Origin of the sequence: Streptococcus sp. 2018037, assembly GCF_019754195.1 — a bacterium.
Taxonomy (GTDB): Bacteria; Bacillota; Bacilli; order Lactobacillales; family Streptococcaceae; genus Streptococcus; species Streptococcus hashimotonensis.
Window position 1 is genome coordinate 1 of the sequence record NZ_JAIJZQ010000027.1, and the last position, 16080, is coordinate 16080.

Below are 16080 nucleotides of genomic sequence, written 5' to 3' on the forward strand. Positions count from 1 at the left end.
GTGTTGCTTTTGTATACACTTTTTACACTAAACTTTAGTCAAAAATAAAATAATTTCCTTATTTGGATTACGAGACACAAAATATTTTTCGTCAAATACCTTGATGAACTTGACAAATGGTAGAAAAATCAATAAAAAATTGGTGCTATATATTATTCTCGATCAAGATGATAGCTACAGCAATTACATTGCAAAATCATGGCCTGATTTAACCATTATCAATGACCAATCGAATTTTTGGCATTTTGCTTATGCATGGCAATACCATAGTGACGAACTTAATACAACTCTGAAAGCTGATTGGCAGAAAAAATACATACTAACAGATAATGGCCCTTTGATGGGTATGTATGCGGCCATCGGTGATGGAAAAGTATTGGAAGGAGAATTAGCAGAAGAGCAACGAGGTTCAGAAGAATATCTAAAAAATAATCCAAATTTTGAAAGATATGATTTTATTTCTGAAGGTGACTCTCCGTCATATTTTTATCTTTTGCAAAATGGACTAAACAGTGTTGATAATCCTAGCTATGGAGGCTGGGGTGGTCGTTTTGGCTCTGAGGGAGATAAATTGTTCCGTAATACAGTTTTAGATTACAACCCTTATTCAAAACGGTTTGAGGCTGAGTATAGCTTGACACGCTGGTTTGATGATATTCAAAATGATTTTGCGGCACGAATCAAATGGGGAACAGCAACAGAATATTCTAAAGCAAATCATACTCCAAGTGTTTCAGTAAATGAAGGAACACAGTTGACTGCGAAAGTAGGACAGGAAGTCAAACTGACTGCGAAAGCAGATGACCCTGACGAAGATAAGCTTATATATAAATGGTGGCGCTATTTTGAAGCAGATACCTATACTGAAAATAGTAGTGTACCAAATGTGGAGTTGCTAAAAGCAGGTGACTTGCAACTCAGTCTGTATAGAGAATTGGGAGAAAATGAGGTTGTTGATCCGGTTGAATTGACTGATGCAGATACAAATCAAGTTTCTTTTACAGTTCCAAAAGATGCAAAATCAGGAGATACTTTCCATATGATCATTGAAGTGCAAGATAATGGAGAGGTTCCTTTAAAAGCTTACCAGTGAGTGGTCATTACAGTTGAATAGCAAAAAAACATCTGTCGCTATTATGAAATAGTGGCAGATGTTGTTTTGTATGATATTGACATTACTTCTCTATAAAATTTCGGTCTCTATCCGGAATTCCATCTTCATCACTGCTATATCGTTCTGCTGTCACAGTCAGCTGGTACTTGCTCCGTAGATCTAGGATTTCCTGCATCATAGGGGAAGCATAGTGGATATCCAGAGCGGCTTGGTCCGTCCAACTATCAACCAAGAGGATGGAATGGGGATCGTCGAGCGGAGCAAAGTATTGGTAACGCAGGTTGCCAGCCTGTTGGCGAATGCGGTCCGCAATGCCACTAGCTTCCATTTCCTGAGCGAACGCACGCGCATTGTCAGCTGGTCCAGTATAGTAAAGATGCATGGTGATCATAATCTAAGATATAAAGGGCGTTATGCGGACACAGACAAAATAGAGTCTTTTAGTTTACTTTTAGTACTAGGCAATGAGCTGTAGGCAGTACTGAAGTACGGCAAAGCGAATTAACGAAGTAATAAAAGAAAAACTAAATGACGTAGGAAACAGAACGACGACGCAAGCGTCCAGTTCTCGTTTATCTTTTTGGCCCAGTCCGTAGCCCGTATTCAGTTCAACCAAATACGGAGGCCCTAGTCCTTTCTATTATTTATCAAAATTGGTGTAGGCCCTATTCTTCCGCAATTGCTTGCGGTAGTTGCTAGGGGTGGTGTGGTAGTATTGCTTGAACTGGCGGTTGAAGTTGGACAGGTTATTGAAGCCGACTTCGGTGGCGATTTCCAGGACTGGTTTGAGGGTGTTAGTCAAGAGCTCGGTTGCGGATCGCAGACGGACTTGGATGATAAATTCCATACAGGAAGTTCCAGTTTGTTGCTTGAAGACTGTCATAAAGTGAGTTTTTGTATAACCCATTCGGCCTGCCAGCTCTTCAATGGTCAGGTTGTCCGCATAATGTTGCTGGATGTACTCGATCAATAACCGCAGTTTTTCATTCTTCCGATACATATCATCGGTATTTTTTCGGACAATGTAGCGGTGGCGGTAGAGCAGGTAGAAGAGGTCAAAGAGTCGACTCTTGAGTGGTAGTTCAAAGTAGGGTGGCTGGTGTCTGACCAATTCGAAAATGGTTAGTAAGCACTGTCTGATTTCTGCATAGCCTGGGTCTTGGGCTTGGATGCGTGGAACACACTTGAAGACATCCGTCTGCAGGGGTTGGAGATAGAGCATGCTGGTTTTGTCCAAGTGAGAAGCCCCCAGCATATCCAGATGAAAGAGTAGAGTATCCGTTTCATGTCCCCGCTGTTCAATCGGGTGAATGGAATGCGGAGCATTGGGCCGAATAAGGATAATATCACCAGCCTGACTATTGAAATAATCGTAGTCGATATGGTAGCGAGCTGTTCCTCCGTAAACATAGTTGATTTCAAATTCATTATGCCAATGAAAAAGAACATCAGGAATCCCGTTCATGACACTGGTGTGATAAAACTTGTAAGGCAATAATTGACTATCATAGTCAACTGCGTGTTTGAAGTTATTATCCGTCAATGGTGGTTGCATACAATTCTCCAATTCGTAGGATAGTATCATTATAGCATATTATTTGAGAAGAAAAGGGTTTCAAATCTGTTTATACTATATTTATCAGAAAAAAGATAAGGGAGAAGCTTATGTCACGATTTCCAAAAAATTTCCTCTGGGGAGGAGCTATTGCAGCCAACCAGGCAGAAGGGGCCTATAATGTAGACGGACGTGGTTTGGTCCAGACAGACGTTACAACAGGAGGTTCTGTCAACAGCCCCCGCTATACGACCTACATTGACAAGGACGGCAAGCCAGGCAAGTATGCTTCTATGGGTCATGCTGGTGGTCATCTGCCAGAAGGGGCAACCTATGCCGTCCTAGAAGACCATTATTATCCAAACCACAAGGCTGTGGATTTCTACCACCGCTATAAAGAAGACATCAAACTCTTCGCTGAAATGGGCTACTCTGTTTTCCGCTTGTCCATTTCATGGGCACGGATTTTCCCAAATGGTGATGATGCAGAGCCAAACCAAGCAGGTCTTGATTTCTACCGTTCTGTTTTTGAAGAATGCCGCAAGTATGGTATTGAGCCGCTGGTTTCCATTTGGCACTTTGATACACCGCTTAGCCTGGAACAACGTTTCGGTGGCTGGAAAAACCGCAAGCTTGTTGATTTCTATGTCAAATATGCGGAAACCATTTTCAAGGAATACAAGGGGCTTGTTAAATACTGGTTAACCTTCAATGAAATCAACGGTGGCATCATGTTCTTGGACCTCTTTGGTGATGATATGACGGACCAGGATTACCAAGATGCTTACCAAAGCCTCCACCACCAGTTTGTTGCCTCTGCCAAGGCTGTTCAAATTGGGCATGAGATTGATCCAGAAAATAAAATTGGGAACATGATTTGTGGTATCACCTTCTACCCAGGCACCTGTGACCCAGCAGACATTCTTGCCAACCAACACGCTTGGGAGCAAAACATCTACTATTGTGGTGATGTGCAGGCCAAAGGAAAATATGGCACCTATGCCAAACGCCTCTGGGCAGAACACAATGTAGTAGTTGAAATGGCGGAGGATGACCTAGAAGTCCTGGCCAAAGGGAAAGTCGATATGTACACCTTCTCTTACTATATGTCAAACGTTGTCACCACTCACCAGTCAGATGATACAGTATCAGGCAACTTCTCTGCAGGTGCCAAAAACCCTTACTTGACTTACTCAGACTGGGGTTGGGCACATGATCCGTCTGGACTCCAATACTACCTTGAAAAAATGTACGACCGCTATGAAATTCCACTCATGGTTGTGGAAAATGGCTTGGGAGCCTTTGATACGGTGGAAGAAGATGGGGCTATCCACGATGATTACCGGATCGACTACCATCGTGCCCATGTTAATGCCATGGCAGATGCTATTGCCAACGGCGTAGACTTGATTGCCTACACCACTTGGGGTTGTATCGACCTAGTGTCAGCAGGAACAGGTGAAATGCGGAAACGCTACGGCTTTATCTACGTTGATATGGATGATGCTGGAAATGGAACACTTGACAGAACACCAAAAGATTCATTCTACTGGTACAAGAAAGTCATTGCCAGCAATGGTGAAGATGTGGAATAAGGAAGACGGCGATGTGCCGTTTTTCTTTCAATTAAAAAATGAACCTGTAAAGGAGAAAAAATCATGTCAAAAAAACAATTTCCAAAAGGATTTCTTTGGGGAGGTGCAACAGCAGCCAATCAGTTTGAGGGAGGATTCGGAGAAGGAGGGCGTGGCTTTGCGACTTCCGATACATCCCGTGCGGTTTCACCAGAGGAGCGTAAATCGATGGGGAGTGAGTTCACTACTCCGATGAATCGAGAAAAGCTCGAATTTGCAATGAATGATACGGAAGGGCTCTATCCTAAACGCTGGGGGTCAGATTTCTACCATCGTTATAAAGAAGATATTGCACTCTATGCGGAGATGGACTTTAAAACCTTCCGACTTTCAATTGCTTGGCCACGTATTTTCCCGAAAGGTGATGAATTAGAGCCAAATGAAGAAGGTTTGGCATTCTACGACAAGGTCTTTGATGAACTCAATAAATACGGCATCGAACCATTGGTGACCCTTTCGCATTATGAATTCCCAGTTCATCTGGTGACGGAATATGGCGGCTGGAAGAACCGCAAAGTGATTGACTTCTTCGTTCGCTATGCAGAAACAGTTTTCAATCGTTACAAGGGCAAGGTCAAGTATTGGTTAACCTTCAATGAAATCAATATCCTTGGTATGACTGGTTATTTATCAGGCGGCCTGCTATTTGAAGATGGTCAGTTGCACTTGGACGAAATGTACCAAGCAGTCCACCATCAGTTTGTCGCTTCTAGTTTAGCAACAAAAGTTGCTCATGAGATTGATCCAGAAAACAAGGTTGGTTGTATGCTGGCCCGTATGGAAGCCTATCCAGCAACCTGTCATCCTGATGATGTGATGTATGCCATTCAAAAAGATCAGAGCAATCTCTTCTATTCAGACGTACAAGTTCGTGGTGCATATCCACGCTATATGAAGCGTTTCTTCAAGGAAAATAATATTACCATTCACTTTGAACCAGGCGATGAAGCGATTTTGAAACAATACCCCGTGGATTTTATGAGTTTCTCATACTATATGACCTCTGTTACCCGCCATCCAAATAATCAAACGCCAGAGCAAAAAGCGACAGCAGGAAACTTGATTCTAGGCGAAGCCAATCCATATCTGGAAGCCTCCGATTGGGGTTGGCAGATTGATCCTGTCGGCCTCCGTCTCACACTCAATAAACTCTACGACCGTTACCAAGTTCCACTCTTCATTGTGGAAAATGGCCTAGGTGCCTTGGATACGGTTGAGAAGGATGGATCAATTCACGATCATTATCGGATTGATTACCTTCGCAAACATGTGGAACAAATGTATGAAGCCATCGAAGATGGGGTAGAACTCATGGGTTACACCTGGTGGGGTTGTACGGACTTGGTTTCAGCTTCAACATCAGAAATGTCCAAACGATACGGTTTTGTTTATGTAGATGCGGATGACCAAGGAAATGGCAGCTTTGACCGTTCACGGAAGGATTCTTTCTTCTGGTATAAGGACCTTATCGCAAGTAACGGAGCAAGCATTTTGAATGACTAGGAGGTTCTATGGTAAAAATAATCTATTTGATGCGCCATGGGGAAACACTTTTTAACACCCAAGGTCGTGTACAGGGCGTTTGCGATTCTCCTTTGACGGAAAATGGCAGAGCGCAAGCACAGGCGGCTAAGAATTACTTTGCTGAGCAAGGCGTCCAGTTTGGTGCAGTCTATTCTTCCACACAGGAACGTGCGACAGATACTGCTAAGATTGTGTCAGGTCAGGAGAATGTCCAGCAATTAAAAGGGCTCAAAGAAATGGATTTCGGCATTTTCGAAGCACAACCTGAAATGCTTTTGCCCAAGTTTCGTCCAGGAGCCAATTCATTTGAAGACCTCTTGGTGCCTTTCGGAGGTGAGGATATTCGTACAGTCGGACAACGAGTAGCTCAGACGGTAGAAGAGACGGTGTCAGAACAGGATGAAAAAACGGTGTTGGCTGTCAGTCATGGTGCAGCCATGTGGGGTTTTATGTTGCACCACAAAATCGAACTTCCAGCTGATTTCCGATTTAGCAACTGTGCCATTTGCCAGTTAGAATACGATGGGGACCAGATTCGCTTAGTCAAAGTAATCAATCCTGTCCTCAATCAAGTGATTGATTTGTAAGGAGGAGGAAAATGGCAACAAAATTGTACTTAATGCGCCATGGACAAACTCGGTTTAATCAACAAGGTCGGATTCAAGGGGCCTGTGATTCTCCCTTGACAGATTTGGGAAAAGAGCAAGCACTAGCTGCTCACCAGTATTTTCAAGAGCAAGGGATTGAGTTCGATAAAATCTATTCTTCAACCCAAGAACGTGCCTGTGATACAGCTGAATTGGTTACAGGGAGGCTGGACTATATTCGCTTGAAAGGCTTGAAAGAACAGGATTTTGGAGCTTTCGAGGGTCAACAGGAATATCTTAACCCTCCTCTCCAAGGAGATATTGGCTACGGTGATTACTTTGTCACCTTTGGAGGAGAGTCTTATCAAGATGCCCGACAACGAATGGTCGAAACCATTGGGGGCATAATCTGTTTTAGTGGTCAGTCACGGAGCTGCCATAGCTCAATTTTTCAGGCAGGTATTGACAGATTATCCACAAGTTCGGATGCGTAATTGTGCTATATTGTCCTTTGATTATGAAGATGGGAAGTATGACCTAGTCAGTGTCGTTGACCCTGTGAACAGAGAGATTCTTTATCAACAACAGAGCTAGGAAAAGGAGAAAAAATGACAGTAACAAAAGTATTTCCAGAAGGATTTTTATGGGGTGGTGCAACAGCTGCCAACCAATGTGAGGGGGCCTATGATGTGGACGGGCGTGGACTTGCCAATGTTGACGTAGTGCCAATTGGTGAAGATCGAGGAGCCATTATCACTGGACGTAAGAAGATGTTTGACTTTGAGGACGGTTATTTCTACCCAGCCAAAGAGTCTATTGACATGTACCACCATTTCAAGGAGGATATTGCTCTCTTTGGAGAAATGGGCTTTAAGACCTATCGCCTATCCATCGCCTGGTCTCGTATTTTTCCTAAGGGAGATGAACTAGAGCCTAACGAAAAAGGCTTGCAATTCTACGAAGACTTGTTCAAGGAATGCCACAAGTACGGCATTGAGCCCCTTGTGACCATTACCCACTTTGACTGTCCAATGCACTTGATTGAGACCTACGGCGGCTGGCGCAATCGTAAGATGCTTGAATTTTATGAACGCCTGTGCCATACCCTCTTCACACGCTACAAGGGCTTGGTCAAATATTGGCTGACCTTCAACGAAATCAACATGATTCTCCATGCACCATTTATGGGGACTGGTCTCTACTTTGAAGAAGGCGAAAATGTGGAGCAGGTAAAATACCAAGCTGCTCACCACGAGCTTGTTGCCTCAGCCATTGCCACAAAATTAGCCCATGAAATTGACCCAGAAAACAAGGTTGGTTGTATGTTGGCCGCAGGTCAATACTACCCACACACCTGTCACCCACGTGATGTCTGGGAAGGTCTGCAAGAAGACCGTGAAAATTATTTCTTCATCGATGTTCAGGCGCGTGGCTATTATCCAAACTATGCCAAGAAGAAATGGGAACGTGCAGGTATTGAGATTGAAATGACCGACGAAGACCTAGCACTCCTGAAAGAGCATACGGTGGACTTCATTTCCTTCTCTTACTACTCTAGCCGTGTTGCATCTGGCGATCCAGCAGAGAAGGAAAAAACAGCAGGCAATATCTTTGCTTCCATTAAAAACCCTTACCTAGACGCATCGGAATGGGGCTGGCAGATTGACCCGCTCGGTTTCCGCATTACCCTCAACTCTATCTGGGATCGCTATCAAAAACCACTCTTTGTGGTAGAAAATGGTCTGGGAGCAGTTGACACGCCAGATGAAAATGGCTATGTAGAAGATGATTACCGTATCGACTACCTCCGTCAACACGTCTTAGCTATGCGCGACGCCATTGTCGAAGATGGTGTTGAACTCTTGGGCTACACCACTTGGGGCTGCATTGACCTAGTTTCTGCTGGAACGGGCGAAATGAAAAAACGCTACGGCTTCATCTACGTTGACCGCGACAATGAAGGAAATGGCACTCTCAAACGCTCTAAGAAAAAATCATTTGATTGGTATAAGAAAGTCATTGCTACAAATGGAGCTGATGTGGATAAAACATGAGAGACAGGTCTTCGGACTTGTCTTTTGTTATCGTTTCCACTATAATAAAAATTAGTTAACAATAAAGGAGTTTTGCATGAAATACATCGTAAACAACAGCAATGACCCAGCTTATAACATCGCCCTCGAAGCCTATGCCTTCAAGGAATTAACAGATATTGACGAAATTTTTATTCTCTGGATCAATGAGCCTGCCATCATTATCGGTAAGCACCAGAATGCTATTGAAGAAATCAACAAGGAATTCACAGACGAAAAGGGCATCCATGTTGTTCGCCGTCTGTCAGGTGGTGGCGCTGTCTATCATGACCTCAACAACCTCAACTATACTATTATTTCAAATAAGGCGGACGAGGGAGCTTTTGACTTCAAAACCTTCTCCAAGCCTGTGATTGATACCCTTGCGACACTGGGTGTTGAGGCGAATTTCACCGGCCGTAATGACCTGGAAATCGACGGTAAGAAAATCTGTGGCAATGCTCAAGCCTATGCCAAAGGCCGTATGATGCACCACGGTTGCCTGCTTTTTGATGTGGATATGTCAGTCCTGGCAAGTGCCCTCAAGGTCAGCAAGGACAAGATTGAGTCCAAGGGCGTCAAGTCAGTCCGTGCCCGCGTGACCAATATCAACAACGAATTGCCAGAGAAGATGACCGTTCTGGAGTTCAAGGACGCCATTCTCAACCAGATGAAGCAAGAATATCCAGACATGGACGAGTATGTCTTGTCAGAAGACGACTTGGCCCGTATCCAAGAAATCCGTGATACCCAGTTTGCGACATGGGATTGGACCTACGGTCAAACACCAGAATACACTGTGGAGCGTAGCGTACGTTACCCAGCTGGTAAAATCACAACCTACATCAAGGCTGAAAAATCCGTCATCGAATCCATCAAGATTTACGGAGACTTCTTCGGTATTGGTGATGTATCGGATATTGAAGATTTGCTGGTAGGTACTCGCTACGAATACGCAGATGTCCTAGCGAAACTCCAAGAAATCGACACAACACACTATTTCTCACGCATGACAACAGAAGAAGTAGCAAAAGCGATTGTAGCTTAATCCATAGGGCTGCCCTTTGTTTGGGCAGTCTTTATTTTTTGTGAAAATGTTTTCGGAAAACTGTTTTCGCTTGCACATTTTCTATATTATGGTATAATTATTTTCTGTGAGTATCCCTCACTTACTCGTGGCTAGACCATGAGTCATTAGACCAAAAGGAGGAACATATCAATGGCTAAATACGAAATTCTTTATATTATTCGTCCAAACATTGAAGAAGAAGCTAAAAACGCTTTGGTAGCACGCTTTGACTCTATCTTGACTGACAACGGTGCAACTATCGTTGAATCAAAAGCATGGGAAAAACGTCGCCTTGCATACGAAATCAAAGATTTCCGCGAAGGTTTGTACCACATCGTTAACGTTGAAGCTAACAACGATGAAGCTCTTAAAGAGTTTGACCGTTTGTCAAAAATCAACGGCGACATTCTTCGTCACATGATTGTCAAACTTGACGCGTAAGAAGGTGTTGTATGATTAATAATGTAGTATTGGTTGGTCGTATGACCCGTGATGCAGAACTTCGTTATACTCCGTCTAATCAAGCTGTTGCGACTTTTACTTTGGCGGTTAACCGCAATTTTAAAAATCAAAACGGTGAGCGTGAAGCGGACTTTATCAACGTAGTCATTTGGCGTCAACAAGCTGAGAATTTGGCGAATTGGGCTAAGAAAGGTGCTCTGATTGGTGTTACTGGTCGTATCCAGACTCGTAGCTATGACAATCAGCAAGGGCAACGTGTCTACGTTACTGAGGTAGTTGCAGAAAGTTTCCAACTCTTGGAAAGCCGTACTGCCCGTGAAGGTCAAGGTGGAGGCTATTCAGCTGGCAACTCGTTTGCTGGAGGAAATGACTATAACTCACCTTATCAAGCACCTGCACAATCTACACCAAACTTCGCTCGAGAAGAAAGTCCATTTGGAGCAAGCAATCCAATGGATATATCAGACGATGACCTACCATTCTAGGTCTGAAACTAATAATATAAAGGAGAACACACATGGCTCAACAACGTCGTGGCGGTTTCAAACGCCGTAAAAAAGTTGACTATATCGCAGCTAACAAAATTGAATATGTTGATTACAAAGATACTGAGCTTCTTAGCCGTTTCATTTCTGAACGTGGAAAAATCCTTCCACGCCGTGTAACTGGAACTTCAGCTAAAAACCAACGTAAAGTAACAACAGCTATCAAACGTGCTCGCGTTATGGCTCTTTTACCATTCGTAAACGAAGATTAAAAAAATCGCCCTGTGTGGCGATTTTTTCTTGCGCTCTAGAAATGCGAAAAGTGCAATAACAGAATGGTTCATTTTTCATGAGCTCGAAATTAAGAAAATGAATTAAGTTCTTGAATGGACTGTTTCAACCCGAGCCAAGAAGTAAGAAAGCGAGGCACGGTCTGGGGATAGACTATTTTAGCAGAGTACATAGACAAGTGACATCGAATAAAGTTCTCGGGTGATTTGATAGCTGGACTGTATAGATAAACAAAGCGACTGGAATATTCCAATCGCTTTGTTTTATTATTGAACTGGGGACATGGCATTGCGAATGTTATATTTCTTTTTCAAGAGGTAGCGTGCACCGAAAGCAGCAGCTCCGATAAGAATAGTAACAAGCGGAGGGAGAACTGGGTTAAATGCGACTGGAATCAGTGCTGCTAGAATGAAAACGACTGACCAAGCCAGCGTAGCAAGTCCGAGAAAAGCGATAGCTTTCAGCAATTTAGGACGTTGCCCAGTTTTAATTTGTTCTCTGTAAACGAAATGGTACATCAAGTACATTCCTGCACCAACACCGAAACCGATGACAAATAATGTTAATAGCCCATACTGTGCACCTTGGCCAAAAAGATTCATCAAACCATTGATACCAGCAATAATTGCAAGCATGAAAAGACTAGAATCTAGCCACATCAACCATGGATTTTCATTGTATTCCACTTGGTCTTTCTTTTCCTGTTCAGAAATTGTCTTACTAGCAGCCCACTCACTTGGTGCTCCATAGAGATTGCGGGCAGTCACGCCAGTTTTTTGCTTTTCAATGATAGTTGGTAAAATTTCTTCCAAGAGTTCTTTGATTTCGCTATCAGACTTTCCATCTTTAATCAGTTGGTTGGTCGCAATATGGATAAATTCTTGGTTCTTTTTTGTTAATCCGTTGATTTCTGTAAATGACATGTTAATCTCCTTAGGTTAAAACCATCTCTTACGGATGAAGTAGAAGGTGAGTGATAGGCTGATTGCAAATGCGAAGAGGATAATCCACCAAAAAGCATAGGGAATATCGTTAAAGGGAATGATGTTATCCTTAAAGTTCATACCGTATGCAGAGAAGACCATGGTTGGGATAGAGAGAACGATTGTCACTAATGCCAAGGTTTTCATGATGGTATTCTGATTGTTAGAAATGATAGAAGCAAAGGCATGGGTCATAGAGTTCAGGATGGAACCATAGATGTCTGCCATCTCAATGGCCTGTTGGGTTTCGACCAAGGTATCTTCAAGCAAATCCTCATCCTCTTCATACTTACGGAGTAGACGTGAGGAACTAGCAAGTTTTTTGACCAAACGCTCATTGGTTTTGAGGGAAGCCTTGAAGTAGACGATGGTTTTTTCCAATTCCATGAGTACAATTAATTCTTCATTTCGAGTGGCCTCATGGAGTTGCTTCTCAATCTCTTCGCTCTTTCTGTCAATGGTCCGTAGGGCTGACAAGTAGAGTTGAGCATTGCGGTAGAGAATTTGGAAAACGAAACGAGACTTCATGAAAGTGAAGAAATTCCGTAGACGACGATGGATAAACTGCTCAAACAGTGGCAATGGTTCCAAACAAGTTGTGATAATCGCATCATCTGTTAGAATAATTCCCAAAGGAATAGTAATATAATATGTCTTGTTGTTTCGTTCTTCAAGAATTGGGACGTCGACCAGGATGAGCGTATAGTCATCTTCGACAGTGATACGAGAGGATTCTTCCGCATCGAGCGGTGCTCGCAGGTCAGCGATGTCAATTTTATAGTGCTCAGCCACTTCCATAGACTCGCTCTGGGAGGGGTTGACCAAATTAATCCAAGCCCCTGGTTCAAAGGTTTGGATTTCTTCTAAATCAGTCATGGTTGATAGAAAAATTTGTTTCATATCTTTGCCCTCCTTTTATCTTTGTTGCGTTAACGCAACCTCTATTATACCAAAAAATGTGCAGTTTCGGAAAGGTTTTATATAGAAATGTGTTATAATATGTAGACATTTAAGCGAATAAGTTGTACGGACTTTTCCTTGTTCCGTATACCATAGCTTATAGCCTCTTAAGAAAGGATTTGAATGCGTGCTAAAAGCGTCGAGAAAAAGACAAAATGTTTTGTCACGAAGTGGCGTCACATTTTCCTATTTTCTTCTTGCTTTCTTAACGCACTTATATCATGTTATGCAAGAAAATATTGTGATTCATGGGGCGCGTGCCCATAATTTGAAAAATATTGATGTGACCATTCCGCGTGAGAAGTTGGTGGTGGTGACTGGTTTGTCGGGGTCTGGTAAGTCGAGTTTGGCTTTTGATACCTTGTATGCCGAAGGTCAACGCCGTTATGTAGAGTCTTTGTCTGCCTATGCTCGTCAGTTCTTGGGCAACATGGACAAGCCCGATGTGGATTCCATAGAGGGTCTCAGCCCTGCTATTTCCATAGACCAAAAAACAACCTCGCGTAACCCGCGTTCGACGGTTGGAACGGCAACGGAAATCAATGACTATCTCCGCCTGCTTTATGCTCGGGTCGGGGTGCCTTACTGTATCAATGGTCATGGTGCAATTGCGGCTTCTTCGGTGGAACAAATCGTTGATGAGGTCTTGGAATTGCCAGAACGCCAGCGTTTGCAGATTTTAGCTCCGATTGTGCGAAAGAAAAAGGGGCAGCACAAGACCATTTTTGAGAAAGTGCAGAAGGACGGCTACGTTCGGGTCCGTGTCAATGGCGATGTCTATGATGTGTCAGAAGTGCCTGAGTTGTCCAAGAGTAAGGCTCACAACATTGAGGTCGTGGTCGATCGGATTGTCATCAAAGAAGGCATTCGCTCGCGGCTTTTTGACTCCATTGAGGCGGCCTTGCGGATTGCGGACGGTTATGTCATCATCGATACCATGGATGAGAAGGAATTGCTTTTCTCCGAGTACTATGCCTGCCCAGTTTGTGGCTTTACGGTGCCCGAGTTGGAGCCTCGCCTCTTCTCTTTCAATGCTCCTTTTGGGTCTTGTAGCGACTGTGACGGTTTGGGCATGAAGCTGGAAGTGGATACGGATTTGATTGTCCCAGATGCCAGCAAGACCTTGCGTGAGGGTGCTTTGGCTCCTTGGAATCCAATCTCTTCCAACTACTACCCTCAGATGTTGGAGCAAGCTATGAACCACTTTGGTGTGGACATGGACAAGCCTTTTGAGGAATTGACGGAAGAGGAGAAGAACCTGATTTTCAACGGTTCTGACGGAAAAGAATTCCATTTCCATTATGAAAATGAGTTCGGTGGAGTCCGAGACATCGACATTCCATTTGAGGGCCTGATTACCAATATTAACCGCCGCTACCGTGAAACCAATAGTGATTACACGCGGACGGTCATGAAGACTTATATGAATGAATTGACCTGTGGGACCTGCCACGGCTATCGCCTCAATGACCAAGCTCTTTCTGTTAAAGTTGGTGGCGAGCAGGGACTTCATATCGGGCAGCTGTCTGACTTGTCCGTGGCGGATCATCTGGAAGTCATTGAAAATCTGACCTTGTCTGAAAATGAAGCAACTATTGCAACACCGATTGTCAAGGAAATCAAGGATCGTTTGTCCTTCCTTAATAACGTTGGTCTCAACTATCTGACCCTTTCACGAGCTGCAGGAACCCTTTCGGGTGGTGAAAGCCAGCGGATTCGCCTGGCGACTCAGATTGGCTCTAACCTGTCTGGTGTTCTTTACATCTTGGATGAGCCATCGATTGGTTTGCACCAGCGGGATAATGACCGCCTGATTGCCAGTCTTAAGAAAATGCGTGATTTGGGCAATACCTTGATCGTGGTGGAGCATGATGAGGACACTATGCGTGAGGCGGACTGGTTGATTGACATTGGTCCAGGTGCGGGTGTCTTTGGTGGAGAAATCGTGGCTTCTGGAACGCCTGCCCAAGTAGCTAAAAATAAGAAATCCATCACAGGCCAGTATCTATCTGGCAAACGTGAAATTCCTGTTCCTCTAGACCGCCGTGTTGGAAATGGTCGTTTCCTAGAGGTAACAGGTGCCAAGGAAAACAATCTGCAAGATGTAACGGTTCGTTTCCCACTCGGAAAATTTGTTGCGGTGACAGGGGTATCTGGCTCTGGTAAATCAACCCTTGTCAATTCCATTCTGAAAAAAGCTATCGCCCAGAAACTCAATCGAAATTCGGACAAGCCAGGCAAGTTCAAGTCCATTTCAGGAATTGAACACTTGGACCGCCTGATTGATATTGACCAAAGCCCTATTGGACGGACACCACGTTCCAACCCAGCCACCTACACAGGTGTCTTTGACGATATTCGTGACCTCTTTGCCCAGACCAATGAAGCCAAAATCCGTGGCTACAAGAAGGGGCGATTCTCCTTTAACGTCAAAGGTGGTCGTTGCGAAGCCTGCTCTGGTGACGGGATTATCAAGATTGAAATGCATTTCCTGCCAGATGTCTTTGTGCCTTGTGAAGTCTGTCATGGGCACCGCTACAACTCGGAAACCTTGGAAGTACACTACAAGGAGAAAAATATCGCTCAGGTCCTTGATATGACGGTTAATGATGCGGTCGAGTTCTTCAAACACATTCCAAAAATCGAACGCAAGCTCCGCACCATTCAAGATGTGGGCTTGGGCTATGTTACTCTTGGACAACCTGCAACAACCCTGTCAGGTGGGGAAGCCCAGCGGATGAAATTGGCATCTGAACTCCACAAGCGGTCGACTGGTAAGTCCCTCTATATCTTGGACGAGCCAACGACTGGCCTGCACACCGAGGACATTGCTCAATTGCTCAAGGTCTTGGCCCGATTTGTCGATGACGGCAATACTGTCCTTGTCATCGAGCACAATCTGGATGTGATTAAGACAGCTGACCATATTATCGACATGGGGCCAGAAGGCGGTGTCGGTGGTGGTACCGTTGTCGCGACAGGAACGCCAGAAGAAGTGGCTCAAAATCCAGCCAGCTTTACAGGACAGTATTTGAAAATGAAGTTGAAGTAAGTAAAAAAGAGCCGTCGGCTCTTTTTTACTGCTCTTTATCCATATTATTCAAGGCATAGTCACAGGCCTGAATGACAAAACTGGAGAAACTGACATCCTTTTTGACGATTGCTTCCTCGATTCTATCTACCAACTCTGACGGAAATCGAATGGTTTTGATTTCTGTTTCTTTTTTATCAGATTTAAGTTTAAATACCATTTACATGCTCCTTATCACAAGTGTATAGTGAATTGAAGCAATAATAAATACTACAAAATGTAATACAAACTGTATTGGAATTACACAAAAGAA

15 protein-coding genes and 1 pseudogene are annotated in these 16080 nt (G+C 43.8%); 11 read left to right on the top strand and 5 right to left on the bottom strand.

What is annotated here, in order from left to right; all coding sequences use genetic code 11:
• The first annotated feature begins 103 nt into the window (after positions 1-103).
• Positions 104-1093, top strand: coding sequence for a nucleoside hydrolase-like domain-containing protein (locus tag K5Q29_RS08815; RefSeq protein WP_105139068.1), 990 nt, complete (start codon positions 104-106; stop codon positions 1091-1093).
• 82 nt (positions 1094-1175) lie between these two features.
• Here K5Q29_RS08815 and K5Q29_RS08820 read toward each other — a convergent pair whose 3' ends face one another.
• The gene (locus K5Q29_RS08820; protein WP_239515219.1) at positions 1176-1505 is read right to left on the bottom strand and encodes a putative quinol monooxygenase; all 330 of its coding nucleotides are present in this window, start codon (positions 1503-1505) and stop codon (positions 1176-1178) included.
• Positions 1506-1754: 249 nt separating this feature from the next.
• On the bottom strand, positions 1755-2669 hold the full coding sequence (locus tag K5Q29_RS08825) for an AraC family transcriptional regulator (RefSeq protein WP_105139070.1): 915 nt from the start codon (positions 2667-2669) through the stop codon (positions 1755-1757).
• Positions 2670-2779: 110 nt separating this feature from the next.
• Here K5Q29_RS08825 and K5Q29_RS08830 point away from each other — a divergent pair, with 110 nt between their 5' ends.
• The 9 genes and pseudogenes from K5Q29_RS08830 (at position 2780) to rpsR (ending at position 10774) form a co-directional block, all read left to right on the top strand.
• Positions 2780-4264, top strand: coding sequence for a family 1 glycosylhydrolase (locus tag K5Q29_RS08830; protein ID WP_105139071.1), 1485 nt, complete (start codon positions 2780-2782; stop codon positions 4262-4264).
• Positions 4265-4327: 63 nt separating this feature from the next.
• The gene (locus K5Q29_RS08835; protein ID WP_105139072.1) at positions 4328-5806 is read left to right on the top strand and encodes a 6-phospho-beta-glucosidase; all 1479 of its coding nucleotides are present in this window, start codon (positions 4328-4330) and stop codon (positions 5804-5806) included.
• Between the two features lie 8 nt (positions 5807-5814).
• Positions 5815-6414, top strand: a complete 600-nt coding sequence (locus K5Q29_RS08840; RefSeq protein ID WP_105139073.1) for a histidine phosphatase family protein — start codon at positions 5815-5817, stop codon at positions 6412-6414.
• A gap of 11 nt (positions 6415-6425) precedes the next feature.
• Positions 6426-7008 (top strand): annotated as a pseudogene (locus tag K5Q29_RS08845) (histidine phosphatase family protein).
• Positions 7009-7022: 14 nt separating this feature from the next.
• A complete protein-coding gene (locus K5Q29_RS08850; RefSeq protein ID WP_105139074.1) occupies positions 7023-8468 on the top strand; it encodes a 6-phospho-beta-glucosidase in 1446 nt (481 codons plus the stop codon).
• Between the two features lie 76 nt (positions 8469-8544).
• Entirely contained in the window at positions 8545-9534 is a 990-nt protein-coding gene (locus tag K5Q29_RS08855; protein ID WP_014736331.1) for a lipoate--protein ligase, read from the top strand.
• 171 nt (positions 9535-9705) lie between these two features.
• The gene (rpsF, locus tag K5Q29_RS08860) at positions 9706-9996 is read left to right on the top strand and encodes a 30S ribosomal protein S6 (RefSeq protein ID WP_002942403.1); all 291 of its coding nucleotides are present in this window, start codon (positions 9706-9708) and stop codon (positions 9994-9996) included.
• Positions 9997-10007: 11 nt separating this feature from the next.
• Positions 10008-10502, top strand: coding sequence for a single-stranded DNA-binding protein (locus K5Q29_RS08865; protein WP_002942409.1), 495 nt, complete (start codon positions 10008-10010; stop codon positions 10500-10502).
• Between the two features lie 32 nt (positions 10503-10534).
• A complete protein-coding gene (rpsR, locus tag K5Q29_RS08870) occupies positions 10535-10774 on the top strand; it encodes a 30S ribosomal protein S18 (RefSeq protein WP_002939250.1) in 240 nt (79 codons plus the stop codon).
• A 285-nt stretch (positions 10775-11059) separates the two neighbouring features.
• On the opposite strand, the gene K5Q29_RS08875 is transcribed toward rpsR, so the two are convergent.
• Together K5Q29_RS08875 and K5Q29_RS08880 are read right to left on the bottom strand one after the other, a co-directional pair.
• A complete protein-coding gene (locus tag K5Q29_RS08875) occupies positions 11060-11716 on the bottom strand; it encodes a DUF1129 domain-containing protein (RefSeq protein WP_105139075.1) in 657 nt (218 codons plus the stop codon).
• Positions 11717-11731: 15 nt separating this feature from the next.
• Entirely contained in the window at positions 11732-12676 is a 945-nt protein-coding gene (locus K5Q29_RS08880) for a magnesium transporter CorA family protein (protein WP_002939248.1), read from the bottom strand.
• 286 nt (positions 12677-12962) lie between these two features.
• Here K5Q29_RS08880 and uvrA point away from each other — a divergent pair, with 286 nt between their 5' ends.
• Positions 12963-15788, top strand: coding sequence for an excinuclease ABC subunit UvrA (uvrA, locus tag K5Q29_RS08885; RefSeq protein WP_105139083.1), 2826 nt, complete (start codon positions 12963-12965; stop codon positions 15786-15788).
• Positions 15789-15813: 25 nt separating this feature from the next.
• Here the strand turns inward: uvrA and K5Q29_RS08890 are convergent, their stop codons facing one another.
• On the bottom strand, positions 15814-15987 hold the full coding sequence (locus tag K5Q29_RS08890; protein WP_172045875.1) for a YlcI/YnfO family protein: 174 nt from the start codon (positions 15985-15987) through the stop codon (positions 15814-15816).
• Positions 15988-16080 lie beyond the last annotated feature (93 nt).